Here is a 23,313-nt window from a genome sequence, read left to right as displayed (position 1 = left end):
TTTTCCTGAATCAAGGATTTTGGATCCAAAATGAGCGGATGAGATCGAATGCGGGATTACCGCATGACCCGTTCCGATGCTCCGTAGAGTGCCTTGGTATGCCTTTATGGAGTCGTCATGCAGATCCCGGAATCTTCCGCCAGCCTGCTTTCACCGGCAGATGAATTACCCGCCGCGTCGCCCGCCGACGAAACGCTCGCCGCGCTTCCTGCGAATGTCGATCAGGACATGGCCCGGGAATACAGCGGCTATCTCGACCAGACCAGCTTCACCGACTACTCGACGCCGCCTGACGCGCTGTTGACGAGTTCGGACACGCTGCCGCGCGGAGGCGCGCGAATCACAAGCTGGACCGGACCTCAGGCTCAGGAAGCGGCGCGGCAGTGGAGCGACACGATGGACCTGGTTCATCGCGGTGAAGCGGACGAAAGGCCGGAAGTTCGCCAGTCCGCCGCGGACCTCGCGCGCGACACGGTTGCCCAGCAAGAGGCGTTTCTGGTTGAGGCAGTGCATGACCACACGCGCCGCTCGATGCCGCCCATCGGCTGGCAGGACATTTCCGACGATGCCACGAAGCTCGCGCGTTTCGGCCTGACGCCGGACGATCTCGAGCTGCCGGGCTCGGGACTCGGCGCCCGTCTCTTCGAACCCGATCCGGCGATCTTCGGTCACGACCTGAAACCCACGCTGGCGTTCGAACGCACTGATCTTCCCAGCGTCAGGGACTGGAGCACCAACCTCGCGCAGGCATTCAACCTGCCGATGAAATCGGCTCAATATGAGCGGGCGGTGCAGATCGGCAACGAGATCCGCCAGCATGGCGCCGCCGGCGATCTCTATCTGGCCGGCCATTCGCTGGGCGGCGGCCTCGCGGCGGCGGCGGCGACAGCCAGCGGCGCGACCGCCTTCACGTTCGGCTCCGCGGGCCTTCATCCGGCTACGGTGACGCGCTACGGCGGAGCGCCCCAGCCGAGACAGATCTATTCATATCGCGTCGATGGCGACGCGCTGATCCGCATGCAGGACAAGCAAGCCGGTCTTCCGAAGGACGTCGGCACGCGCTTCGACCTGCCCGCGACGAGCGCCAGCCTGTTCCTGCGACACTTCATCGACGACTACTGGTCCGGGTTGGCGCGCGTGGTCGGACAGGCGCGCATGAATCTCGATGTCGCGTTGCGCCACCCGTTGCGCGTCTGAATCACGGAATCGGCATGCGACGCCGCGCCAGTTCCGCGACGCCGATGCACAACGCCAGCCACGCGCCGCCCGCCGCGAAGCCGCCGATCACATCGCCCGGAAAATGCACGCCGATCACGATGCGGCTCACCCCGATGATCAGCACGAACAGGCACGCCAGCGCGACGATGAGCGCGTCCCAGCGGGTCGGCGCGATGCGCATCAGCATGTACGCGCACATGCCGTAACAAACGATGGAGCCGAACGTATGCCCGCTCGGAAACGCGAAGCTCTCGGGCAAAGGCACGAGCGCGCCGGACGGGCGGGCGCGGCCCATGAGCGACTTGAGCGCGTGATTGATCAGCGCGCCCACGCCGGTGGCGGCCGCGAGATAGACCGCGAGCCCGGCGCGGCGCGCCAACAGAAGCGCGACACAGGCGCACGCGCACAACAGCGTGAGAAGCCAGGGATCGCCGAGATGCGTGACGCGCCCGAACCAGCGCGCGGCAGCCGCCGGCACGCCGTCCCGCACGGCATCAAGCACCCGCTGATCCGCCGATGCAAACGCGCTGCCGTGCGCGATACGCGTCGCGATGGCGATGAAGACCGCCGCGCCGCAGGCCGCCGGCAGGAACGCGGCGATGGCGACGCCCGGCGCGGACATGCGCGGCCGGCGCGCGGCATGCGTCCATGCGAGCCAGGCCGCGGCTGGCACGACGAGCAGCAGCGACACGATGATCGTCAGGGCGTGGCGTTGGGCGAGCGCCAGGTAATCCATGGGGTGTCGGTTCCTCGCACGATGAAGGTTTGCTTGAGCGGAGTCATGTTAGCCGACGCGACATCCAGCCTCGCGCGTCGAGTAACTAAATCGGACAAATCGCGTTCTGAAAAGCGCCCGGCATTGATAGCCTTGGATCGAATCGACAGGCCATTGCCGCAGCATGGCTCGTTCAACCTTCGCTATCCCGTCCGGACCCATGAGCTACGTCAGCCGAAACTACAAGAACGCCGCCCACGCGCCCTCAGGCATGTGGGTGTGCGCGCCGGGTTCCACGAACGGCCCGTATCAGGATCCGTTTCCCGCCGCACTCGAAGGCCCGCCGCATTACTGCGGCGGATGCGTGTCGTACGTCAGGCAAGTCTGCCCTTCGCTTCCGGAGACGTCCGTCTGGCGAAAGGGAGCGCCGGTGAAGGGGAACGGACATATCGTCGAAGGAACGGTCATCGCCACCTTCGACCATCACGGTCACTTTCACGGGCATGCAGCCATTTATGCGAGCCAGGGGCCGGCGGGCGTCACCGTGTATGACCAGTACGCGCATCCGCGCAAGCCAATTGGCCCACGGGTATTGCGCTGGGGCCATGCATCGGACGTGAACAACGGGGACAGGTTTCATGTCGTCGAGTAAGGCTGCGCTTTGGGCAATGTGCGCCTGCGCCGCCGCCGTGAGTCCGGCCAGCGCGGCGCAGCTGAGTTGTCCGGTGCTGCCCGCTACCCAGGAACGCTACGTCCAGTTGTTCGACGGCGCGCCCAGCGAACAGGTTTCCCTCATCGCCGACCAGGGCGACGCCCGTCGCGGCAGCTGGAAAATCGGCTACGTGTACGACCAGGGCCGCGCGCTCACCCTGCAATGCGTCTACGCCAATCAGGCCACGCGCGACATCGCCATTCCCGGGCGCGTCGACGTGTGCCGTTACCAGACCAACGGCGCCGGCCTGACGAAGCTCGACTGCGAGTGACGCACCCGCGCACCCATGCGCGAGACGGTCCGCCCGATACACGGCCAGCGTGCTATCGTCATTGCACCCCGTATCGCCTGCCGCGCGCCGCCCTCATGAGCCACGTCCGCTATCCTCTCGGACCCGATGACCGGGTGCATCTGCTGTGCTGGCTCACGTGCGGATTCCTCGGCGCGTTCTATCTCGACGGCGACTGGCCCGATCCCTCCTTCCAGGTGCGCGCGGCGCATCGCTGGCTCGACCGGCATCATCGCGCCGCCGACTGGATCGAAACCGCACGGCTCTCCGTCACGGCGCAGGCGCTCGCTTCCCGTCTGTCGAACCTGCTGGACAACGACACCGCACGCGGCGACGTCGAACGCATTCTGGACAGCGAGGAGCTCGACTACGAGAACGCGCTGGTTCAACGCGTCTATCACGAGTGCCGGGCCACGCTGGCCAGCAAGGGCAAACCGCCGCATTGAATCGTTTGCGACCGCGCACGGCGATCAAATTTCATGCCGCGTCGGGCGCGCGTCTTGATGCGCCAAAGGTTGCGGCAGCGACTTTTTTTTCGCTCTGAAGAATGTGCGGCACCCCACATTGGCGGCATGCAGCGCATTGCTACCATCGGCGCGCCTGCTCGCACGTCGATGTTCGCGCCTCGCGATCCTCATTGATCCCGAAGCGAATTGGCACCACCGTCAGCGGCCACCCGATCGAAAACAACCGAAAACAAATGGACACTGAACGGAGGTCGCCATGCCCCGCTGCATTCATTCGCCTGTTTCACCATCCTCGACGCGCCTGCGACCGCTCGCCGCGCTCGTGCCTCTGATCGCAAGCCTCGCTTACGCCACCGTAGCGCACGCCGCGCCGCCATTGCCAAGCGGCGGGCAGTTCGTCGCGGGCAGCGGTTCGATCGGCGGCGGCGGTCAGTCGCTCACCATCAATCAGACGACGTCGCGCGGCGTGATCGACTGGAACAGCTTTTCGATCGGCAGCGGCCGGCAGGTCACGTTCAACAACGGCAGCGGCGCGACGCTCAATCGCGTGACGGGCGGCGACGCGTCGGTGCTGCTCGGCCAGCTGAGCGCGAGCGGCAGCGTCTATCTCGTCAATCCACAAGGCGTGCTTGTCGGCCCCGGCGGCGTGGTCGCGACGGGCGGGCGCTTCGTCGCCTCCGCGCTGAATGTCGGCGACGCCGCGTTCATGCAGGGCGGCCCGCTGACGCTCGCGGGCGGCGGCAACGGCATGGTCATCAACCTGGGCAAGATCGGTTCGAGCGGCGGCGATGTGTTCCTCGTGTCGCGCACGGCCGTCATCAACGCCGGGACCATCAGCGCGCCGCAAGGCACCGCCGAACTCGCGAGCGGCAGCCAGGTGTTGCTGCAGGATGCGTCGGGCGGCCAGCAGGTCTTCGTGCAGGCCGGCAGCGGCGGCTCCGTGATGAACGCCGGCGCGATCCAGGCGGCGCAAGCCAGCCTGCAAGCCGCCGACGGCAACGTTTACGCGCTCGCCGGCAACAGCGCGGCGATCCGCGCGACCGGCACCGCGACGCGCGACGGCCACGTCTGGCTCGTCGCCGATCAGGGCGCGGTCCACGCCAACGGCTTGATCGCGGCAGCCAATGCGGACGGCAGCGGCGGCTCCGTGGAGACGCACGCCAACGCGCTCGATGTCGCGGGCGCGGACGTGCATGCGGGCAACTGGACGCTCGGCGCGCCCGCGCTCACCGTCGATCAGCCGACCGGCACCGCGCTCGCGCGCAGTCTCGCCAACGGCACGTCGGTCGTGGCCCAGAGCAGCAGCGGCGATCTCGCGGTGAACGGCTCGGTCCAGTGGACCGGCAACGGCTCGCTGACGCTCAACGCGGCGCACAGCGTGTCGATCGGCGCCGGTTCGACGCTGGCCAACAGCGGCAACGGCAATCTCACCCTGCGCGCCGATTCGGCCGGCGCCGACAACGGCGGCAGCGTGACGAACGGCGGCACCATCGACTGGTCGAAGAGCGGCGGTATCGTGAGCGCGCTCTACGACATGAACGGCAGCTACGCGCCGGGCACCGTGCTCACGAACAGCGGCTGGACGGCGGCGCAATACAGCGGCCTCGTCACGCAGGCGACCGGCTACAAGCTCGTCAACACGCTCGCCGACCTGAAGAACGTCTCGCAGGACCTGGCGGGCAACTACGCGCTCGGCAAGGACATCGACGCGAGCGCAACCGCGTATCCCAACTACTTCACGCCGATCGGCCAGACCACTACCGCGCCCTTCACCGGCCAGTTCGATGGCTTCGGCCACACGATCGACCAGCTCGCCACCACCGCCGACCTCGACAACGACTACTTCGGCATGTTCGGCGTCATCGGCACGAAGGGCGTCGTGCGCGACCTGAACCTCACGAACGGCAACACGGGCGGCAATACGTCAGGCGGGCTGGGCCTGCTGGTCGGGCAGAACAACGGCTATGTCACCTACGTCAACACCACCGGCAGCGTCTCGCAGAACGGCTTCGGCGGCTTCGGCGCGGGCGGCGTCGCGGGCGTCAACAACGGCACCATCGCGCGCTCGTCGAGCACGGCGGACGTCGGCTACCAGACGGCGGCGGGCGGGCTCGTCGGGGTGAACAACGGCACCATCGCGCAGTCGTACGCGACCGGCTTCACGCGCGGCGGCACGCACGGCAACACCGGCGGACTTGTCGCGTTCAACTCGGGGCTCATCACGCAGTCGTATGCGACGGGCGGCGTCGGCGGCTTCGGCGGCGGCGGACTCGTGTACAGCAACGGCACGACCGGCGTCATCAACGAATCCTTCGCCACCGGCCAGGTGGGCGGCGGCGGGCCTCCGGGCGATCCGGAAGGCGGCATCGCGGGCTACAACACGGGCGCCATCCACAACAACGTCTACTGGAATCGCGACACCACCATCCGCACCACCGCCGCCGCGTCGAACTCGGGCACCGCGCCGCCCGACTCCAACGGGCTCAGCACCGCGCAGATGAGCAACGCGTCGAACTATCTGGACTGGAACATTCCGGCAGGCGGCGTATGGGCGATGCCCGCCGGCGCGACGCATCCGATACTCCAGTGGCAGCAGGCGCATTGAGGCGTTGAACGAAGGCGTCCCTAGCTTCCGATCACAAGGAAGATCTCGCCCAGGGGCGCCTTCGATCCGCTGGGCACCACGGCGCGCAGCGGAAAACCATAGGTGCCGCGCACGCTGACGAAGCGTCCCATCTGCACGCGAATGCCGGCGCCGACGCTCGCCAGCGACGCATTGTTGACCTCGCCGAACTCCGGGATGCGGTTCCATACGTGCCCGGCATCGAAGAACACGAAGGGCTGAACCGCCGCAATGCCCGCCGTGAGCGCCGGCGCGCGCAGTTCCGTCTGCACGTTCCAGCCGCGGTCGCCCTGCGCCGCGTAGGGTTCGTAACCGCGCACGGTGGCATCGCCTCCAAGGCCGAGTTCTTCGCTCGGCAACAGCGTGCTGCCGGTCCACTGCGCCAGTCCGCGCGCCGATACCGAAAACCCTGTGGCCGCAATGGCCAGATCCCGCGATGCCGCCAACTGCACATACTGGTAGCGCGGCTTCGCGCCGAGGCGCGCGGTGTCGTAGGCCACGTCGTTGCTGCTGCCGTCGAAATAACCGGGGCTGGCGTACAGCGCGGCGTTCAGATGCGTGTCGCCGCTCGCGTCGCTGTTCGACAGATCGTAGGCCAGCACGAACTGGTGAATGTGCGTGTTGGCGTTGAACACCTGGAAGCCGCCGAACTCCAGGTCATTGTTCGAGCGCTTGAAGTCGTAGCCGATCTGCACCTGCTGTTGCCACGCGCCCGCGTGATCGAGCGGCGGCAGGCGCCAGTCGTAGCGCAGGCTGAGCTGGGCGCTGAGGCCGGTTTGCCCGTAGCTGTCCGGCAAGCGCGGGGTGCTCTGTGCAAACACGCCGAACAACTCGATGCGGTCGCCGTCATGCAGCGGCGCGACGAAGTTGAACGCATGCGCGATGAAGCGCGCACGATCCGGCCGCCCTTCGATATCGGGATTGCCGCTCACAAGATCATTGCTCGCGGTCATCTGATAGCTGAAGCGCGCGTCGATGCCGAACAGGTTGCCGTAGTCGAAGCCCGCGAGAAGCCGGTCGCGGCCCAGCGCGCGGACGCCGTCGTTGTTGTAGCCGCCGTAGACCCGGAACGGGAAGCGATCTTCGGTTTGCAGGATGACGTCGGTCGTGTTGAGCGCCGCGCCCGGCGCGTAGACCACATCGACACGGCGGTAAGGATTTGCATTGAGCAGTGCCAGGCCGGACGCGACATCCGCCTCGCGAATCGGCGCGCCGCTCGTCAGAGGCATCTCGCGTTCGAGCAACGCGTCGGAAAACCAGCGGTTGCCCTTCGGCACGACGCGGCCCGTCCGGTATTCGGCCACGACGATCTTCACGACGCCGCCGCTCACATCCTGTTCGGGCACGTACACATCGACGAGCGGCTGGCCCGCCTCGCGATAACGCGCCACCACCGCGCGGCGAATCTCGGCGAGGCGCGCGAAGGTGAGCGGCCGGTGCAGGTCGTCGGAGAAGCGGTCGAGAAAGTCAGGCGTCAGCAGCGGCAGATTCGCCGCCGTGATCGCGCCGCCGGCGCCCGCCTGCGGAGCAGATGCCATCGCCGGGTCCGCACTCGTGAAAGCCAGACCACGCAGATCCTGAATGGCGACGCGCTGCGAGTCGTCGCCGGGCTGGGGCGGCCGGGGCGCCTCGCGCGGACGCTCGGAAGACGGCGGCGCAAGCGGCGCGACGTCGCGCCAGGACTGCGCGCAGGCGTCGTGAATCGGCGCGATACACAGCAATGTCGTGGACAACGTCGCGGCAAGAAGGCGCGAACCCCGTATGATGCGGTTTCCGGCAAGCTGAGCCATGCATGCGGCGCCGCGCTCCGGCGATCGTCATTGGGCTTCGCATGGTATCAGCCGCGTCTGCGCCGCAGATGTGTCCGATCGTACGATGACGCGGTCATAACGCACCCTTCGCGGAACAATTCCTGCGCTTGCCGCGTCATGGCTCGAAGACTCGTTGGCCATTGAGTAGAAATGACGCGCGGCATTATCGCAGCGTCTGTAGAAAACGCCGAAATGCCGTGCGCGGCATGCCGCCCGACAACCGAATCCCGCTTTTCGCAACCGGCGCGATCAACAAGCCAGACCGCATTCAGGACGATGATGGACAAAACCTCCACCGCCGGCACGGCCCGCCCCGACCCGCGTGACGCTCTCGCCGTCGACGACTGCGCACGCGAGCCGATCCACATTCCTGGTGGAATCCAGCCGCATGGCGTGTTCTTCAGCGTGGACGCGCACGGCCACATCCTGCAGGTGAGCGGCAATGTCGCCGCGTTCGCGCACCTCGCGCCCGAGGCCTGCCTGGGACGCGCGCTGTCCGACGTGCTCGGCCCGGCCGCCAGCGAGCGCGCGGTCGCGAGCCTGAAACACCTGTCGCGCGACGGCATGGCCCTGCACGTAGGCAACGTGATGATCGATGGCTGGACGTCGCACGGTCCGATGGCGATCATCGTGCATCGGCATGACGGGCTGCTGTTCGTCGAAGCCGAGCCGGCACAGGACACCGCCGATGTCTTCTCGACCATCTATCCGCTCGTGCGCTCGTTCGTCACCGAAGTCCAGACGATGCGCACCGTTGAACAGCTGTGCCAGTTCGCCGCGACGGAAATCTCGCGCATCACCGGCTTCGGTCGCACGCTGGTCTACAAGTTCGACGAAGAAGGCCACGGCAATGTGCTGGCCGAAGCCGTCGATCCCGGCTATCCGTCCTATCTGCGCCAGCATTTCCCGGCCTCCGACATTCCGGCGCAGGCGCGCGAGCTGTATCGCAGGAACCGCATCCGCCTGATTTCGAACGCCAATTACGAGGCCGCGCCGCTCGTTCCCGTGCTGCATCCGCAGACAAAGCGGCCCACCGATCTCACGTATGCATCGCTGCGCAGCGTGTCGCCGGTTCACCTGCAGTACATGCGCAACATGGGCACGCTGGCTTCGATGTCGATGTCGATCCTCGTCAACGACACGCTCTGGGGCCTGATCTCCTGTCACCACGCGATACCGCGTCTGCCGCCCTTCGAAGTGCGCACCGCGTGCGAGCACGTCGCGCAGATCGTATCGCTGCAGATCGAGGCGCGCGAGACGCAGGACGAGGCGCACTACCGGCTCGAACTGCGGCGCATGTTGTCCAAGCTGCTTTCGTCGATGGCGAATACCGACAGCTTCGTCGAGGCGCTCGTCAACGACCCTTCGGACCTGCTCGGCTTCACGCGCTCGTCGGGGGCCGCGGTGATCTTCGAAGGACGCACGTCGCTGGTCGGCGTGACGCCCGGCGAGCATGCGGTGACCGCGCTGGTCGACTGGCTCGATGACCAGAGCGAGGACGTGGTGATGTCGGACCACGCATCGCAGGACTGTCCGGCGCTGGCCGGCTCGCCGGACGTCGCGGGTTTCCTGGCGGTGTCGATCTCGAAGATCTATCGCAATTACGTCGTCTGGTTCCGCCAGGAAGTGGTACAGACCATCGAATGGGCCGGCGATCCGCGCGCCAAGCTCACCGGGCTGGCCGAATCGCTCTCGCCGCGCCTGAGCTTCGAAACATGGACCGACGTGGTGCGCAACCGCTCGCTGCCGTGGCGGTCCGCTGAACGTGAGATCGCGCTCGAGTTTCGCGCGGCGGTGCTCGGCATCGTGTTGCGGCGCGCGGAGGAAATCGCCCAGCTCGCGACCGAACTCGGCCGCGCCAATCACGAGCTGGAAGGGTTCTCCTACACGGTCTCGCACGATCTGCGCGCGCCGCTGCGGCATATCGTGAGTTTCGCCGACCTGCTCAAGCAGATCGACGGCGACAAGCTCTCCGAGCGCGGACGCGGCTATCTGGAGCGCGTGGTGACGTCGGCGCGTTTCGGCGGCCGTCTGGTCGACGACCTGCTCTCGTTCGCGCAACTGGGCCGCGCGGCATTGAGGCCGCATCCCGTTGATGTGCGCGCGCTCGTCCACACCGTGATCCAGAACGACATCGACGAACAATGGTCCGCGCGCGTGCGCTGGATGGTGGACGCGTTGCCGTCCATCGAAGCGGACCATGTCTTCCTGCATGTGGCGTTGACGAACGTCCTGTCCAACGCGGTGAAGTTCAGCGCGCAGCGTCCGCAGCCGGAGATTCATGTCGGCGCACAGGATGGCAGCGGTGAACTGGCCGGGTATGTCGTGTATTTCGTGCGCGACAACGGCATCGGCTTCGACATGCGCTACGTGGACAAGCTGTTCGGCGTGTTCCAGCGCCTGCACGTCAACGATGCCTTCGACGGCACCGGCATCGGACTCGCGAATGTCCGGCGCATCATCGAGCGGCATGGCGGCAAGGTCTGGGCGGAAGGCGCGCCCGACGCCGGCGCCACCTTCTATCTGGCGCTGCCGAAGCAGTATCGGCCGGAGAGCGGCGTGCGGCGCGACACGGCTGCCACAGCGCTGGCGCGGCTCGTGGCGGGCACGGGGGGTACGGCGTATGACGTCGGCCAGATCATCGGGGGCCCGGAGCCGAAGAAGGAATAGCCTTCCTTCAAGCGCACCATGACAAAGCGGCCGCGATCTTTCGAGCGCGGCCGCTTTTGCTTGATACCGCCAGATTTCCGCTTAGAAACGGTGGCGCAGGCCGACCGTTGCAGCAACCTGGTTGCCGGTCGACGACGGCGACAGCGTGTTGATCATCGCCACGTTCGCGCCGGCATCGCCGAGCTGACCCGAAGCATGCTGGTACACACCTTCGAGATAGACGTCGGTGCGCTTCGACAGCATGTAGTCGGCTTGCAGCGAGACGGTTTGCCACTTCGGATCGCCCGAGCCGTGCGCGCCCGACACCTTGCCGTCGGTGTAGGTGTAGGCGGCATTGAGGCTCAGCGCCGGCGTCAGCATGTAGCGGCCGTTCAGCTCGAAGTTGTTCAGGTGAAGGTTCGCGTCGTCAGGTATTGCGACTGACGTGCCGCCCTGCGCCCCGGCGATCAGGTTGTCGAAGTGCGTGTTGGTCCACACGAAGCCGACGGTGGCTGGGCCGTAGGTGTAGTTCACTGCGGCGCCGAAGGTGCGCTGCAGTTCCGCCGTCAGGTTGGCGTTGTTGCCCTGACCTGCCGACACCGCGCCGGCCGCGTTCAGATTGTTGGGCGAGTTGTTCACTTGCAGGTACGCGGCGGCGGCGTTCAGCGGACCGTTGCCGTAAGATGCGCCCGCACTCCACGCGCGGTTGTTCGAGAACTGGCCCGCGTCATTCGAGAAGCCATACAGGCCGCCGAACTTGAAGCCCGCGTAGTTGACGCTCTGATACTTCACCGAGTTCTTGATCGAGAACGAATGGTCGAGATTGTCGTTGTCGAACGGATGGGCGCTCAAGTTGTTGCCGAAGCCGGCGCCGGCCTCCGAAAACGGCCCAAGGTAATCGACCACTGAATCGTACTGGCGGCCCAAGGTCAACGTACCGAACTGGTCATGTTGCAGGCCGACATAGGCCTGGCGATTGAACATCGTGTTGCTTTCGGTGTAGCGGCCGTTGTTGATGTTGAAGCCGCTCTCCAACTTGAAGAGCGCATGCAGGCCGCCGCCGAGATCCTCAACGCCCTTGAGGCCGAAGTAGGTGTCCGAAAGCGAGCCGCTGCCTTCTCCCCAGTTGCTGTGTCCGTGCTCGTTGTTCGCGTAGACGAGGCCCGCGTCCAGCGTGCCATACAGGGTGACGCTGCTTTGCGCCTGCGCCGACGCTGCGAATGCGCCCAGCACACCCGCGATGATGAGAGTTTTTTTCATGATTGTGCGAAGTCCTTTTAAAGCGAAAGCTTTCCGGGGGTTGGCCGGCTGAATTACTGGCCACTCGACCTTGTGAAACTGGGACTCACTTTATTCGACGGTTGCCGGAATGTGGCAAGAGTGTGGACGCAATAATATTTTGCAGATTTTAATAATGGACAGCGAATCGGTTTCAGAGCTCTTCAAGAAAAGGCACCGCGCGTTTCAGATTCTGAATTGTCCCGTCACCCTTGTCGCGCATGGACGACGCCATTGCTGCGCATCCGGAAGAAGTTAATTGCGGCAGGCGAACTTCCAGCCGGCATCAAGCGTTGATAAGCTGGCGCATGCCTGCAGAACTCCGAGAGATCATCTACTGCGGCAAGGAGCGGCTTCGCGAGAGGGGGCCGCTCCTTTTTTTATTTTCAATATCCTTGCATATTCAATTCATTCGATTTCGATTATCTTGATTTCCTGAATGACCGACGCATTCCGGGTAAAGTCCGGATGAAGAAATAATGCTGGCTCATTATAAAAATAATCGCAACAGCGACAATCCCAGACGGTCGCATTAGCACAAGTTAGCCCGTCCGGGACACCCTCCTGCCTCGACATTGCCGGGCGCAGGTAGGCATTTCAAATCCGCTCGTTCCGATTGAAGAATTTCCGCATGGCGCGGAGCCGTATCGGGAGGTGCAAGCACCGCAACTTAACTGAAGGCCAAGATTAGAGCAATTGCTCGGACAATTTGTAACTGCCCGACAGCCCTTTGCCACGGCGGCATGCCCGAGATCGCTCACCCGACATTTTCATTTGGAAACATCTTGAAGCCGCGCAAAACGTCAATGGGGTACATCCCTTGCTCAAGTTGTAGCCTCTGAGCACCAAGCTGGAACATCAACATGAAAACAGGCATCAACGCAGTTTCCGTCCCCGCATTCCGACAGCGTCGACCGGCACAGTTCGCCGAGCGCGAGCTACAGCATCTCGAGATGGTCCTGGCGAACTTCGTCGAGCGCAATACCTCGACCGACCGGCTTCCCTCCCGCTACTGGGACATGCGCGTCGCACAGCTCGATTCCGAGTACGATCTCGTCCCGTCGCAAAGTCAGCGCGTCGCCTCGCTGCAACGCAAGCTGGCATTGCTCGATTCGGCGCTCGACTCCGCCGCGGACGTCCAGGAAGGTCAGCAAAACCGGCGCGTGGCCGCCTGACGCCAATCAGCATCCGCTCGGGCGATTGCGTAATCGCCTAGCCCGAAGCTTCAGTCCACTCGTCGATCATGGCGCGCGCCGCGGTGTGCCCGCTCATCAGTGCGTCTTCCGCGGAAGCAAAGGTCTGAAAGCGTTCGCTCTCGACGCGCAGCGGCGAGAACGCCGTGACGGGCCGTCCCGAACGACTGATCGTCACAATGGCAAGATAATGCGCGGTTACCGGAACAGGCACGATCCGGCCGTTCGCTTGCACCGCGACTTCGAGCACGAAGCCCTTGTGGTTGTACGACCGTATCATTGCGCCACCCCGCCGCTTGTGGACCACGCCCAAGGAAGCGTCGTGATCGGCAGCGAATTGCGCTGTGCATGACGCCTGCCCTTGCAGCAAGCATCGCGTGTGCCTGTGGAGGTTTAAGCCTAACGAGAGCTAACGTGCGCGGCGAAGCACCATTTGCGCGACATCCGACGCAAGGTCGGCGCGCAGTTCGGCCCATTTCCCGAGCAGTGAAGCATCGTCGGTAAAGAAGTAAGGCGTGTGCGACCACTGTTCGACCTGATCGCCTGCGGTGGCGAGTTCGAAGATGCGAAGATCCTGATCTTCACTCACTCCGGTGCGCACCAGCTCCCTGAAAGACTGGATGCCGTGCAGTTCGACATTCTGGATGCCGACACCATGCACCACCGCCATGACCGTCTTGCCGATACGCCACGCCGCCTCACGACTGTCCGCGAGGACAAACGCAACGCTTTTGACCGGACGTTCGAACTTCATGCGGAACAGGCGGGACTTGCATTGCTCACTGAGTTGCGTATTCATGGCGCTCGAACTTGCATGCTCCACTGGGCGGGCCTCAGGCATCGATGCACCAGCATGGGCCTTGCCGTGGAAGCGAAGAAGAAGGAAGTGCGCGAGCGTCGGTTGACCGCATCGCATCGCTTAGAGCAGACGATGCAGAAGTTGTTCCCGCTTTGACGCCTCGATGTGAGCGTTGGTGTCCAGCCGATTGCATCGGCGTTCGAATGAAATCTAGCGCAGGGTTGCGGAAAGCTTTTCAACTCACTGCGCATCGAAAAGATATTGAAAGTGCGTGTGCACGTGCGTTCAGTGATTCAGTTCTTCGAGCCGCAAGCCGTTGGTTCGCGGACCGAACACGCCGATCGCCAGCGCCACCAGCAGCATGCACACCGTGATGCCGGCGAACACGCCCGGCACGCCGGACTCCTTCAACAGGAACGCGATGATGAAGCCCGACATCATCGCGCCGGCGCGGCTCGCCGAATACACGATGCCGCTTGCCCGGCAGCGCACGGCAGTGGGAAAGAGCTCGGTCTGGTAGGCGTGATAGCACACGGAGATGGTCTGGCCCGCAAGCGAGATCAGCACGCCGAGTGCGATCAGCGCGACCGGAGACTTCATCTGTCCGAACGCCAGACCGCTCGCGATCACGACGAGCGCCCCGCCGACGATCAACCACTTGCGCTGGATGCGGTCGGCATAAAACATCGCGAGCAGCGGGCCGAGCGGCAATGCGAAGGCGATGACGAACGAATACAGCAGACTCTTCGTGACGGTCACGCCCTGTCCGATGAGCAGCGTCGGCACCCAGTTGGCGAAACCGTAATAGCCGATCGCCTGGCAGAAGTTGAAGGCAATCAGCATGATGAGGCGCGCCCGATACGGCGCCTTGAACAGCTCGCCGAGCGCCGCACGCCGATGCGACGGCTGTTCGACGAAGGCCGCGGGCGGCGGCAACGGCTCGCCTGATTGCCGCGCGACGACGCGCTCGATGTTGCCGACCACGCGTTCGCATGCTTCCGTACGCCCGTGCATTGCGAGCCAGCGCGGGCTTTCCGGCACCGCGCGCCGGATGAACCAGACGATGACCGCGCCCACCGATCCCGCCAGCACCACGATGCGCCAGCCATCGAGGCCGAACACGGTCTCGGGCACGAGCCAGTACGAGAGCAGCGCGGCGACGGGCGCGGCGGCGAACATCACGGTCTGGTTGAACGCCATCGCGCGGCCGCGCATGTGTTGCGGCACGAGTTCGGTGACGTAACTGTCGATAGTGATGATCTCCACGCCTACGCCGATGCCCGTCACGAAGCGCCAGAAGATCACGCCTTCGGGCGTGGTCTGGAACGCCATGATGGCGGAGCCGATCGAGTACCACAGCAGCGAAACCGTGAACACGCTGCGGCGTCCATAGCGGTCGGGCAGCCAGCCGAAACAGAAGGTGCCGATGAACAGTCCCGCAAAGGTCGCCGCGATGAATCCGGCGATGCCGGTGAAGCCGAAGAACGCATGCGTGGTGGTCTGCAACAGACCGCTGCGCGCCATGCCCGGCGCGATATAGCCGGTGAAGATGAGATCGTAGATTTCGAAGAAGCCGCCGAGCGAGATGAGGAACACGAGCATCCACAAATGCCGCGTGATCGGCAGGCGGTCCATGCGCGCGGAGATCTGCGCGCTGGGCGTCATGTCGACGCGGATGTCGGGAGAAGCGAGCGGCTCTGCGACCGCGCTGAAGGTGGGCTGCATTGTCTTTGTCTCCTTGGTGCGTCCGTGACTGCCTCGTTGTTGCGGCCGGCAACGGACCCATGCCACTCTGTAAGCGACGGCGCGGTTTGTTATATGCGCCTGTCGCGATGCATCACGCCGTAACGGTTTTCGTCATTTTGGTCAGCTGTCCCAGCACTTCTTCGGTATGCTCGCCCACCGCCGCAAGCGGTTGCCGCACGCCGGGCCGGCGTCCGCCCATCGTGAGCGGCAGCAGGACGACATCGGTCGAGCCGCCGTCGTCGGTCTGCATCGGCACGAGGCCGCCGCTCGCTTTCAGATGCGGATCGTCGAGCAGCTGCTCGGGACGCACGATGGGCGCATACGGAATGCCGGCGGCTTCGAGCTTCGGCGCGAGTTTGTCCACGCGATGCAACGCGAGAATCTCGCCGAGCCGCGCGAGCAACGCCGGGCGCACCGCGACGCGCATCGCGTTGGTGGCAAACGCCGGGTCGCGCGCGAGGTCGGGCCGTTCGAGCACGTCGCACAGCGTGACGAACTGCTTGTCGCTCACCGCGCCGATGAACAACTGCTCGTTGTCGGCGAGCGTGAACACGTCGTACACACTCCAGGCCGACACGCGCGACGGCATCGGCGGCGGCGCTTCGCCGGTCATCGCGTATTGCTGCATGTGTTGCGCCGACAGGAACACGCAGTTCTCGAACAGCGCGCTCTGCACTTCCTGACCGCGGCCGTCGCGTTCGCGTTCGCGCAACGCGGCCAGCACGCCGATAGCGCCGAACATGCCGCCCATGATGTCGTTCACCGACGTTCCCGCGCGCAGCGGACGGCCCGCCGGACCGGTCATGAAGGCGAGTCCGCCCATCATCTGGACGACTTCGTCGAGCGCGAGACGCTTCTCGTACGGGCCTGGCAGAAAGCCTTTGTGCGACACGTAGATCAGCTTCGGGTACGACTTCGACAGCGTGTCGTAGTCGAGCCCGAGCTTCGTCATCAGGCCGGGACGGAAGTTTTCGAGCAGCACGTCGCAGCCGCCGATCAGTTCCAGCGCGGCTTCGCGCCCCTCGTCCGTGTGCAGGTCGAGCACGACGCTCTTCTTGTTGCGATTGAACGAGCGAAAGAATCCCACGCCGAGGCCTGGCAGGTTGCGCGTCTTGTCGCCGCCGGGCGGTTCGATCTTGATGACCTCGGCGCCGAGATCCGCGAGGATCATGCCGCAGGTCGGTCCCATCACCATGTGCGTGAATTCGATCACGCGAATGCCGTCGAGCGGCAGGGCTGAATGAGTCATGAGGTCCTCAGGCTTCGATTGCGGAGGGTTGTGCGAATGTGACCGGCAGGCCCGCGCGTGCGAGCGCGCCGTGCAGCGTTTCGCCTTCGAGCCAGTGCGCGAGTTGCGCACGCAGCGACAGCAGGGCGGGAAGATCGATGCCGGTCTCGATGCCCATTTCGGCGAGCATGAACGCGAGGTCCTCGCTCGCCGCGTTGCCGCTCGCGCCCGGCGCATGCGGACAGCCGCCGATGCCGGCGAGCGTCGCGTCGAAGCGCGCGACGCCGGTGTCGAGCGCGGCATGGACGTTGGCGAGCGCGAGGCCGCGGGTGTCGTGGAAATGGCCGCACCAGAAGCGCTCGCCCGCGATGCGCCGCGCCTGTTCGAACAGCCGGCGCACGGCGGCAGGACCTGCATAACCCACGGTATCGGCGATGCTCACGCGATCCGCGCCCGCATCGAGCAGCGCCTGCATGAGGCGCAACACCTCGGCGGGATCGACGCGGCCCTGAATCGTGCAGCCGAACGCCGTGCCGATGCCGCCCTCGATCAGCGTCTTGGCCCCCGACGCATCGCGTGCCGCCCGCATCCGCGCCACTTCGTCGATCACTTCCTGCGGCGTCTTGCGCAGGTTCGCGAGGCTGTGCGCGTGGCTGGCGGAAAGCGGCACGAGCATGAGATCGGCCTGTGTGTCGAGCGCGCGTTCCGCGCCCTTCAGGTTCGGCACCAGCACGGACACGAACAGTCCGGGCAGACGCTTCGCGAAGGCGACGAGTTCGGCCGTGTCGGCGAGTTGCGGCAGGAGGCGCGCCGGCACGAACGAGCCGACTTCGATTTCGCGCTGGCCGGCCGCGTGAGCCGCGGCGATCCATTCGATCTTGTGCGCCGTCGGCAGAATCGCGGGGATGCTTTGCAGACCGTCGCGCAGACCGACTTCGCGGATCACGGCGCGTGGGGGGAACGCGGACATGAGCTTTCGTCTCCAGGTGTTCTTTGTATGTGTTCCACTCTAGACATTCCGCAATTGCCAAGAAAGCGGTAATTTGGAAGCTTCACGATTCCGGTTCGGAATGTCTCCGGAACGCCCGGAACCTCATTGGAGCCTCCGCCCGCCATGCGCGACATCGATCTGAAGACCCTCCGCCTGTTCGTGACGGTCTGCGAACACCAGAACATCGCGCGCGCGGCGCAGGAGGCGCATATCGAGCCGTCGGCGATCAGCAAGCGCATCGCGCAGCTGGAGACGGCGCTCGGCGTGCCGCTGCTGACGCGCTCGCGACGCGGCGTCGAACCCACGCCGGCCGGCGGCGCGCTGCTGGAACACGCGCGCAGCGTGCTGTTCACCATGGAGCGCATCGCCAACGACGTCGCCGCGTTCGGCAGCGGTCTGGTCGGACGCGTGAGCATTTGCGCGTCGGCATCGGCGATCGCGGAAGCGCTGCTCGACGATATCGCGTCGTTCATGCGCGAGCCGGCCAACCAGAACATCAAGGTGGACGTGGAAGAACGGCTGTCGCACGAACTCGTGCGGCAGTTGCGCGAAGGCGTGGCGTCGGTGGGCGTGTGCTGGGACAGCGTCGATCTGCGCGGGCTGCAACACCGCACCTACCGGCACGACCGGCTGGCGCTCGCGGTGCCGCCGGATCATCCGCTGGCGCGGCGGCGCTCGGTCAGCTTCGAGGAATCGCTCGCGTTCGAGCATGTCGGCCTGCCGCCCGCCACCGCCGTTCACACGATGCTCCAGCGCGCGGCGGCGCAGGCGGGCAAGTCGATGTCGTATCGCGTGATCGTGTCGAGCTTCGACGCGGCGTTTCGTGTCGTCGCGGCCGGGCTGGGCATCAGCGTCGTGCCGATGGAAGTGGCCGGCACCTACCGGGAGGCGCTCGGCATCGCGGCGGTCCCGCTGTCCGACGACTTCGCCGCGCGCCGTTTTGTGATCTGCTTCAGGGATTTCGACACGTTGCAGCCTGCGGCGCAACGTCTCGTCGAACATCTGGAAACCCGGGCGCGGCGCTAGCCGGGCGCTTCGCAGAACACGGTTTGGGCGTCTTTCTTTTCGACCGTCAGATTGACGGAGCGCGCGCCGCCGGGACGCGTGCAATGGATCTTGCCGGCCGGCACCGTCAGCAACTCGCCGGCGTGCAACTCGACCGCGCCTTCCTCGAACTCGATGACCAGCGTGCCCTCCACGCCGATGAACGTCTCGTCAGAATCCGGATGGAGATGCCAGCGGTAAGGCGCGTCCATCACGCTCAGGTGGACGGCGTGATCGTTGACGTTCGCGATCACGCGGTTCAGGTAGCCGTCGCGGGCGGCATCGGCGAGGGCGGCGTAGTCGATGGAATCGGTCATGTGCGGACGCAATCGATCAGCTGGAACGCTTCAGCCTAACGCCGCACGCAACGCGGCACAAACGAATGTTTCTGACGCGTATGTGAGCTTCATTCACGCATGCCGGTTTCAGATACCGCCCTGAACGTTGGCATTGTTCGCATGGCCCATGATGGCCGCAAAGTTGCCGATGACCGGCGATGCATACGTGACAGGAGGCGCATAGAGCGGCAGCGGCGCGGGGCCGGAATCCGTCGCACGGGGATAGACGGGCAGCGGCGGCGCGCTCTGGGCGCTGGACGCGACCGGAAACACCGGTCCGCCGAGAATGCCCACGCCGATGAACGGATGCGCGTACGCCACCGTCGCGATGCCGAAGGTCAGCTTGGCCGCGAGGATGACTTTCTTGAGCATTTTCATTTTTTCTGCGCTGATCGTTTTCATGGTCCTCTCCTCACTGCTTGTTTGTTTGTCGATGAAAGGAGTCTGCTCCGCGAGAATGAGAGAAAAATGAGCGTGCGCAGGGAGTCGCGCTCGCGACGATGCGTTCTACACTGAACCTTTGTCGAATCCCCGGCCGCCTCGCCATGCCCAGCCGCTTCACCGCCATCGTGATCGCCCTCGGCGCCGCCGCGCTGTTCGGCGCCGCCATGCCCGTCGCCAAGATCCTGCTCGGCGGCGTGCCGCCGTTCATGGTCGCGGGATTGTTCTATCTGGGCAGCGGCATCGGCCTGGGCGGCGTCATCCTGTTGCGTTCAGGGGCCAATCATTCGAACGGATTGCGCGCCGGCGAGCTTCCCTGGCTCGCGGAAGCGATCGTCGCGGGCGGCGTCGCGGGTCCCGCGCTGCTGATGCTCGGGCTCACCAGCACGCCCGCCTCGACGAGCGCGCTGTTGCTCAATCTCGAAGGCGTGCTGACCGCCGCCATCGCGTGGCTCGTGTTCCGCGAAAACGTCGACCGGCAAGTGTTCCTCGGCATGGCGGCGATCGTCGCGGGCGGCGTCGTGCTCGCCTGGCAACCGGATGCAACGAGCGGCAGCGGCCTGCCGGGCGGCGCGTTGCTGATCGTGCTGGCGTGCGCGTGCTGGGCCATCGACAACAATCTGACGCGCAAGATCTCGGCTGCGGACGCCACGCTCATCGCGTGCGCGAAAGGGCTCGTCGCGGGCGTGACGAATCTCTGCATCGCATTCGCGCTGGGCGCGCGTCTGCCCGCGCCGGCGCCGCTGTTCGCCGCCATGGCGACCGGTTTCGCCGGCTATGGCGTGAGCCTCGTGATGTTCGTGATCGCGCTGCGGCACCTGGGCACGGCGCGCACGGGCGCGTACCTCTCCGTTGCGCCGGTGTTCGGCGTCGCGATTTCACTGGCCATCTGGCCGCATGCGCCGGGCGCGTTGTTCTGGATCGCCGCCGTGCTGATGGCGTTCGGCGTCTGGCTGCACGTGCGCGAACGTCACGAGCACGAACACACGCACGAGCCGCTCGCGCACACGCATCGTCACACACACGACGCGCATCATCGGCACGAGCACGACTTGCCCTACGACGGTGACGAGCCGCATACGCATCGGCACGCGCATCTGCCAATCACCCATACGCACGCACATTTTCCGGACGTGCATCACCGGCATGCACACGGCTAGCGCACCATTCACCACGAAGCAAGGAGACGCAGATGGAACGTCCGGTCTACGCACAGGCCATCGCGCAATTGACTGGCGCGGCGGAATTGATCGCGGCAGACGCGCCCGCGGAGCAACGCGCGGAAGCGTTCGAAACGCTGGCGTATTTTCGCTTGCTGAAAACGCGCGTGAATGACACCAAGGCGCCCGCCGTGTCGAACGACGAGCTCTTCAAGGACACCGCGACCGCCGCGCTCACCCTCGCGGGCCGCAAGGAGTTTCTCGCGGCGGCTGCATTGCTCGAACAGGCGCGCGGCCTGTTGCGCGGCTAGCGGTGAACGCTTCAGAACAGTTCCATTTCGAGCGGCATCAAGTTGATCCACTTGACGGCCGTGCGCCGCTCCACGCCGTCGTCATGAATCGACCGTATCATCACGCGCTGGCCGCGTGCCTCCCCGAGCACTTCGACGATCCTGTTCCGATAACGCGCAAGCATGCCGCGTGACGGCTTGCGCTTTGTGCTCTTGCGGAGGGAAACTGCGGGCATGGCAGATGACAGCGATTTATGACGGCCACATCATAACGACGCGAACGTCATCCCTCAATTACTCATCGTCCCCAAACGCGAACCGCCACACCATGCGCCGAATCACTGTCCGGACTTCGCCCGTTCATGGCCGGGGCGTCTTCGCCCTCGCCGATCTGTCGCCAGGCACTCTGCTGCTCGAATACAAAGGCCTGCGTGTTTCATGGAAGGAAGCGCAACGCGTGCATGCACGCTCGAGTCCCGAGGACGGCCACACGTTCCTGTTCGGTCTCGACGACGGCAGCGTGATCGACGGCGCACGCGGCGGCAACTCGGCGCGCTGGCTCAATCACAGCTGCGCGCCGAACTGCGAGGCGGAGCAGGACGGCGAACGCGTGTTCATCCGCGCCATCTCGCCAATCGAGCGTGGTCAGGAATTGTTCATCGACTATCGTCTGACCGTCGATGGCCGCCGCACCGCAGCCGTCAAGCAACTCTATGCGTGCCGCTGTCTCGCGAGCGCTTGCCGCGGCACGATGCTGTCGCGCCCACGCTAGTCTCCGGCCGTCGGCGAAAGCTCCGGCGCATCCTGCTTGCCGCGTCATCCGTATGGAGTGAAGGCGAGCGGCGGAGCGCAAAGCGAAATGGAGACAGGGACTGAACGGCGGGCAGCAATGCTATATTGCGCGACATACCCAGCCTGGAGCGCAGCGCGGCCCTTTCTGCCCATGACGGACCCCTTTGCAGGCAGCACCGAACCTTCCGCCGATGCCGACCGCGAGCGCCGCGAACGCGCGAACCGGTTGCTCGTGAGCGTTGCCAGCGGCGACGAGCAGGCTTTCGCCGCGCTCTACCGGGACACGTCGGCGCGTGTGTTCGGCGTCATCGTGCGCATGGTGCATGATCGCGCCGAAGCGGAAGACATCCTGCAGGACGTCTATGCCAGCGCCTGGCGCCGCGCGGAAACGTTCGATCCCGCGCGCGGCAGCGCCATCACGTGGCTCATCACGCTCGGACGCAATCGCACGATCGACCGGCTGCGTCAGCATCGCGAAGAACTGCTCGGCGACGATGAAACCCCTGAACTCGCCGACGAAGCGCCCACGCCCGCTGCCGCCGCGGAATGGAACGAAGAACGGCGTCGCCTCGAACTCTGTCTGGACCGGCTGGAAGCGCAACAGAAAAGCGCGATCCGTGAAGCCTTTTTCACCGGCGCAACCTATAGCGAACTCGCGCAGCGTCTCGCCGTGCCGCTCGGCACGATGAAGAGCTGGATCCGCCGCAGCCTGATGCAGCTCAAGACCTGCCTCGAACAATGAACACGCCCCTTCGCGACGACGACGATCTGCGCTGCGCCGAGTACGCACTCGGCGTGCTGGACGCGAACGAGCGCGCGGCGTTCGAAGCCGACGTGACGCGCGACGCCGCCCTGCAACGCCTGCTCGACGCATGGCAGCAACGGCTCGCGCCGCTCGCGCAGGATATCGGCCCGATTGAGCCGCCCGCGCGCGTCTGGACGCGCATCCGCCGCGACCTGGGCTTCCTGTCGCCGCAAGCGGACGTTGCCCAGGCGCCCGGCCAACGCTGGTGGGACAGCCTGAGCCTGTGGCGCTGGCTGACCATCGGCGCGAGCGTCGCCGCGCTCGTGCTGCTCGGCGTGAACTTCAACTGGACGCGCCAGACGACGCAGGCGCCGGCCACCACGGCCGCGTCGAGCGAGTACATGGTCGCGTCGATCGCGCCCAAGGACGGCGTCCCGCACTGGACGGCAACCGTCGACGTGCGGCGCGCACGCATGGTCGTGATACCCGCTGCGCGCGTCTCCCTGCCGGCGGGGCGCACGACGGAACTGTGGCTGATCCCGCCGAACGCCAAGCCGATCCCGCTCGGCGTGTTTCCGTCCGACCAGCCCGCGACCATGTCCTTGCCGCCCGAGATCATGGCGCAGCTGAATGCGCAGGCCGTGCTCGCCGTGTCCGACGAACCGTCGGGCGGTTCGCCCACGGGCGCGCCGACCGGTCCGGTGCTCGGCACTGGCGCCATGCATACAACCTGACGCGCTTTATTGCAGGGCGGGCGTGAGCGCAGCCGCGCTCCGCCGCGCGT

General features: G+C 65.4%; 24 protein-coding genes. 13 read left to right on the top strand and 11 right to left on the bottom strand.

What is annotated here, in order from left to right; all coding sequences use genetic code 11:
• The first annotated feature begins 117 nt into the window (after window positions 1-117).
• Window positions 118-1,197 (top strand): hypothetical protein, encoded by a 1,080-nt coding sequence (locus tag QCE62_RS21675; RefSeq protein ID WP_309923070.1) that lies wholly within the window; start codon window positions 118-120, stop codon window positions 1,195-1,197.
• A gap of 1 nt (window position 1,198) precedes the next feature.
• Here QCE62_RS21675 and QCE62_RS21670 read toward each other — a convergent pair whose 3' ends face one another.
• Window positions 1,199-1,954: a phosphatase PAP2 family protein gene (locus QCE62_RS21670; RefSeq protein ID WP_309923068.1), complete on the bottom strand. Its 756-nt coding sequence runs from the start codon at window positions 1,952-1,954 to the stop codon at window positions 1,199-1,201.
• Between the two features lie 199 nt (window positions 1,955-2,153).
• Between QCE62_RS21670 and QCE62_RS21665 the strand changes: the two genes are divergently transcribed.
• From QCE62_RS21665 to QCE62_RS21650, 4 genes are all read left to right on the top strand, one after another.
• Window positions 2,154-2,585 (top strand): BPSL0067 family protein, encoded by a 432-nt coding sequence (locus QCE62_RS21665; protein ID WP_309923067.1) that lies wholly within the window; start codon window positions 2,154-2,156, stop codon window positions 2,583-2,585.
• Window positions 2,572-2,916: an STY0301 family protein gene (locus QCE62_RS21660; RefSeq protein ID WP_309923065.1), complete on the top strand. Its 345-nt coding sequence runs from the start codon at window positions 2,572-2,574 to the stop codon at window positions 2,914-2,916. Before QCE62_RS21665 ends, QCE62_RS21660 begins: the two co-directional genes overlap by 14 nt.
• A 95-nt stretch (window positions 2,917-3,011) precedes the next feature.
• Complete coding sequence (locus QCE62_RS21655) at window positions 3,012-3,380, top strand: hypothetical protein (RefSeq protein WP_309923063.1); 369 nt, start codon at window positions 3,012-3,014, stop codon at window positions 3,378-3,380.
• A 277-nt stretch (window positions 3,381-3,657) separates the two neighbouring features.
• Window positions 3,658-6,006 carry a filamentous hemagglutinin N-terminal domain-containing protein gene (locus QCE62_RS21650; protein WP_309923061.1) on the top strand — a complete coding sequence of 783 codons (2,349 nt, stop codon included), beginning with the start codon at window positions 3,658-3,660 and terminating at the stop codon, window positions 6,004-6,006.
• 20 nt (window positions 6,007-6,026) lie between these two features.
• On the opposite strand, the gene QCE62_RS21645 is transcribed toward QCE62_RS21650, so the two are convergent.
• The gene (locus tag QCE62_RS21645) at window positions 6,027-7,814 is read right to left on the bottom strand and encodes a ShlB/FhaC/HecB family hemolysin secretion/activation protein (RefSeq protein WP_309923059.1); all 1,788 of its coding nucleotides are present in this window, start codon (window positions 7,812-7,814) and stop codon (window positions 6,027-6,029) included.
• A gap of 297 nt (window positions 7,815-8,111) precedes the next feature.
• Between QCE62_RS21645 and QCE62_RS21640 the strand changes: the two genes are divergently transcribed.
• Window positions 8,112-10,505 (top strand): ATP-binding protein, encoded by a 2,394-nt coding sequence (locus QCE62_RS21640; RefSeq protein ID WP_309923057.1) that lies wholly within the window; start codon window positions 8,112-8,114, stop codon window positions 10,503-10,505.
• Between the two features lie 81 nt (window positions 10,506-10,586).
• On the opposite strand, the gene QCE62_RS21635 is transcribed toward QCE62_RS21640, so the two are convergent.
• Window positions 10,587-11,744, bottom strand: a complete 1,158-nt coding sequence (locus QCE62_RS21635) for a porin (RefSeq protein ID WP_309923054.1) — start codon at window positions 11,742-11,744, stop codon at window positions 10,587-10,589.
• An 881-nt stretch (window positions 11,745-12,625) separates the two neighbouring features.
• Here QCE62_RS21635 and QCE62_RS21630 point away from each other — a divergent pair.
• A complete protein-coding gene (locus QCE62_RS21630; protein WP_309923053.1) occupies window positions 12,626-12,937 on the top strand; it encodes a hypothetical protein in 312 nt (103 codons plus the stop codon).
• 37 nt (window positions 12,938-12,974) lie between these two features.
• Here the strand turns inward: QCE62_RS21630 and QCE62_RS21625 are convergent, their stop codons facing one another.
• From QCE62_RS21625 to QCE62_RS21605, 5 genes are all read right to left on the bottom strand, one after another.
• On the bottom strand, window positions 12,975-13,205 hold the full coding sequence (locus QCE62_RS21625) for a hypothetical protein (protein WP_309923051.1): 231 nt from the start codon (window positions 13,203-13,205) through the stop codon (window positions 12,975-12,977).
• Between the two features lie 159 nt (window positions 13,206-13,364).
• Complete coding sequence (locus tag QCE62_RS21620; protein WP_309923049.1) at window positions 13,365-13,754, bottom strand: hypothetical protein; 390 nt, start codon at window positions 13,752-13,754, stop codon at window positions 13,365-13,367.
• A 285-nt stretch (window positions 13,755-14,039) separates the two neighbouring features.
• Window positions 14,040-15,479, bottom strand: coding sequence for an MFS transporter (locus QCE62_RS21615; protein ID WP_309923047.1), 1,440 nt, complete (start codon window positions 15,477-15,479; stop codon window positions 14,040-14,042).
• A gap of 112 nt (window positions 15,480-15,591) precedes the next feature.
• Window positions 15,592-16,749, bottom strand: a complete 1,158-nt coding sequence (locus tag QCE62_RS21610) for a CaiB/BaiF CoA-transferase family protein (RefSeq protein ID WP_309923045.1) — start codon at window positions 16,747-16,749, stop codon at window positions 15,592-15,594.
• A gap of 7 nt (window positions 16,750-16,756) precedes the next feature.
• On the bottom strand, window positions 16,757-17,698 hold the full coding sequence (locus QCE62_RS21605; protein ID WP_309923043.1) for a hydroxymethylglutaryl-CoA lyase: 942 nt from the start codon (window positions 17,696-17,698) through the stop codon (window positions 16,757-16,759).
• A 144-nt stretch (window positions 17,699-17,842) separates the two neighbouring features.
• On the opposite strand from QCE62_RS21605, the gene QCE62_RS21600 reads away from it, so the two are divergent.
• Window positions 17,843-18,745, top strand: a complete 903-nt coding sequence (locus tag QCE62_RS21600; RefSeq protein ID WP_309923041.1) for a LysR family transcriptional regulator — start codon at window positions 17,843-17,845, stop codon at window positions 18,743-18,745.
• On the opposite strand, the gene QCE62_RS21595 is transcribed toward QCE62_RS21600, so the two are convergent.
• Both QCE62_RS21595 and QCE62_RS21590 read right to left on the bottom strand, forming a co-directional pair.
• Window positions 18,742-19,080 carry a cupin domain-containing protein gene (locus QCE62_RS21595; RefSeq protein WP_309923039.1) on the bottom strand — a complete coding sequence of 113 codons (339 nt, stop codon included), beginning with the start codon at window positions 19,078-19,080 and terminating at the stop codon, window positions 18,742-18,744. The two genes, QCE62_RS21600 and QCE62_RS21595, sit on opposite strands and share 4 nt — an antisense overlap.
• A 108-nt stretch (window positions 19,081-19,188) precedes the next feature.
• Complete coding sequence (locus QCE62_RS21590) at window positions 19,189-19,503, bottom strand: hypothetical protein (protein WP_309923037.1); 315 nt, start codon at window positions 19,501-19,503, stop codon at window positions 19,189-19,191.
• 143 nt (window positions 19,504-19,646) lie between these two features.
• On the opposite strand from QCE62_RS21590, the gene QCE62_RS21585 reads away from it, so the two are divergent.
• Together QCE62_RS21585 and QCE62_RS21580 are read left to right on the top strand one after the other, a co-directional pair.
• A complete protein-coding gene (locus QCE62_RS21585; protein ID WP_309923036.1) occupies window positions 19,647-20,702 on the top strand; it encodes a DMT family transporter in 1,056 nt (351 codons plus the stop codon).
• A gap of 32 nt (window positions 20,703-20,734) precedes the next feature.
• Window positions 20,735-21,013 carry a hypothetical protein gene (locus QCE62_RS21580; protein ID WP_309923034.1) on the top strand — a complete coding sequence of 93 codons (279 nt, stop codon included), beginning with the start codon at window positions 20,735-20,737 and terminating at the stop codon, window positions 21,011-21,013.
• A gap of 11 nt (window positions 21,014-21,024) precedes the next feature.
• Here the strand turns inward: QCE62_RS21580 and QCE62_RS21575 are convergent, their stop codons facing one another.
• Complete coding sequence (locus QCE62_RS21575; RefSeq protein ID WP_309923031.1) at window positions 21,025-21,228, bottom strand: hypothetical protein; 204 nt, start codon at window positions 21,226-21,228, stop codon at window positions 21,025-21,027.
• Window positions 21,229-21,320: 92 nt separating this feature from the next.
• On the opposite strand from QCE62_RS21575, the gene QCE62_RS21570 reads away from it, so the two are divergent.
• The 3 genes from QCE62_RS21570 (at window position 21,321) to QCE62_RS21560 (ending at window position 23,263) form a co-directional block, all read left to right on the top strand.
• A complete protein-coding gene (locus QCE62_RS21570; protein ID WP_309923029.1) occupies window positions 21,321-21,764 on the top strand; it encodes an SET domain-containing protein in 444 nt (147 codons plus the stop codon).
• A 171-nt stretch (window positions 21,765-21,935) separates the two neighbouring features.
• Entirely contained in the window at window positions 21,936-22,526 is a 591-nt protein-coding gene (locus QCE62_RS21565; protein ID WP_309923028.1) for a sigma-70 family RNA polymerase sigma factor, read from the top strand.
• Window positions 22,523-23,263, top strand: a complete 741-nt coding sequence (locus QCE62_RS21560) for an anti-sigma factor domain-containing protein (protein ID WP_309923026.1) — start codon at window positions 22,523-22,525, stop codon at window positions 23,261-23,263. Before QCE62_RS21565 ends, QCE62_RS21560 begins: the two co-directional genes overlap by 4 nt.
• The last annotated feature ends 50 nt before the right edge of the window (window positions 23,264-23,313 follow it).

The sequence above is a fragment of the Caballeronia sp. LZ033 genome (assembly GCF_031451265.1).
Taxonomy (GTDB): domain Bacteria; phylum Pseudomonadota; class Gammaproteobacteria; order Burkholderiales; family Burkholderiaceae; genus Caballeronia.
The sequence above is the reverse complement of the archived record's forward strand: the minus strand, read 5'-3'. Positions and strand labels throughout refer to the sequence as shown.

Excerpts from the sequence above, each read along its gene's own strand:
- QCE62_RS21670 (WP_309923068.1), bottom strand. The coding sequence starts at position 1,954 with ATGGATTACCTGGCGCTCGCCCAACGCCACGCCCTGACGATCATCGTG.
- QCE62_RS21575 (WP_309923031.1), bottom strand. The coding sequence starts at position 21,228 with ATGCCCGCAGTTTCCCTCCGCAAGAGCACAAAGCGCAAGCCGTCACGC.
- QCE62_RS21605 (WP_309923043.1), bottom strand. The coding sequence starts at position 17,698 with ATGTCCGCGTTCCCCCCACGCGCCGTGATCCGCGAAGTCGGTCTGCGC.
- QCE62_RS21570 (WP_309923029.1), top strand. The coding sequence starts at position 21,321 with ATGCGCCGAATCACTGTCCGGACTTCGCCCGTTCATGGCCGGGGCGTC.
- QCE62_RS21640 (WP_309923057.1), top strand. The coding sequence starts at position 8,112 with ATGATGGACAAAACCTCCACCGCCGGCACGGCCCGCCCCGACCCGCGT.
- QCE62_RS21590 (WP_309923037.1), bottom strand. The coding sequence starts at position 19,503 with ATGAAAACGATCAGCGCAGAAAAAATGAAAATGCTCAAGAAAGTCATC.
- QCE62_RS21595 (WP_309923039.1), bottom strand. The coding sequence starts at position 19,080 with ATGACCGATTCCATCGACTACGCCGCCCTCGCCGATGCCGCCCGCGAC.
- QCE62_RS21660 (WP_309923065.1), top strand. The coding sequence starts at position 2,572 with ATGTCGTCGAGTAAGGCTGCGCTTTGGGCAATGTGCGCCTGCGCCGCC.
- QCE62_RS21665 (WP_309923067.1), top strand. The coding sequence starts at position 2,154 with ATGAGCTACGTCAGCCGAAACTACAAGAACGCCGCCCACGCGCCCTCA.
- QCE62_RS21600 (WP_309923041.1), top strand. The coding sequence starts at position 17,843 with ATGCGCGACATCGATCTGAAGACCCTCCGCCTGTTCGTGACGGTCTGC.
- QCE62_RS21565 (WP_309923028.1), top strand. The coding sequence starts at position 21,936 with ATGACGGACCCCTTTGCAGGCAGCACCGAACCTTCCGCCGATGCCGAC.
- QCE62_RS21675 (WP_309923070.1), top strand. The coding sequence starts at position 118 with ATGCAGATCCCGGAATCTTCCGCCAGCCTGCTTTCACCGGCAGATGAA.
- QCE62_RS21610 (WP_309923045.1), bottom strand. The coding sequence starts at position 16,749 with ATGACTCATTCAGCCCTGCCGCTCGACGGCATTCGCGTGATCGAATTC.
- QCE62_RS21560 (WP_309923026.1), top strand. The coding sequence starts at position 22,523 with ATGAACACGCCCCTTCGCGACGACGACGATCTGCGCTGCGCCGAGTAC.
- QCE62_RS21630 (WP_309923053.1), top strand. The coding sequence starts at position 12,626 with ATGAAAACAGGCATCAACGCAGTTTCCGTCCCCGCATTCCGACAGCGT.
- QCE62_RS21635 (WP_309923054.1), bottom strand. The coding sequence starts at position 11,744 with ATGAAAAAAACTCTCATCATCGCGGGTGTGCTGGGCGCATTCGCAGCG.
- QCE62_RS21655 (WP_309923063.1), top strand. The coding sequence starts at position 3,012 with ATGAGCCACGTCCGCTATCCTCTCGGACCCGATGACCGGGTGCATCTG.
- QCE62_RS21585 (WP_309923036.1), top strand. The coding sequence starts at position 19,647 with ATGCCCAGCCGCTTCACCGCCATCGTGATCGCCCTCGGCGCCGCCGCG.
- QCE62_RS21645 (WP_309923059.1), bottom strand. The coding sequence starts at position 7,814 with ATGGCTCAGCTTGCCGGAAACCGCATCATACGGGGTTCGCGCCTTCTT.
- QCE62_RS21620 (WP_309923049.1), bottom strand. The coding sequence starts at position 13,754 with ATGAATACGCAACTCAGTGAGCAATGCAAGTCCCGCCTGTTCCGCATG.
- QCE62_RS21580 (WP_309923034.1), top strand. The coding sequence starts at position 20,735 with ATGGAACGTCCGGTCTACGCACAGGCCATCGCGCAATTGACTGGCGCG.
- QCE62_RS21650 (WP_309923061.1), top strand. The coding sequence starts at position 3,658 with ATGCCCCGCTGCATTCATTCGCCTGTTTCACCATCCTCGACGCGCCTG.
- QCE62_RS21615 (WP_309923047.1), bottom strand. The coding sequence starts at position 15,479 with ATGCAGCCCACCTTCAGCGCGGTCGCAGAGCCGCTCGCTTCTCCCGAC.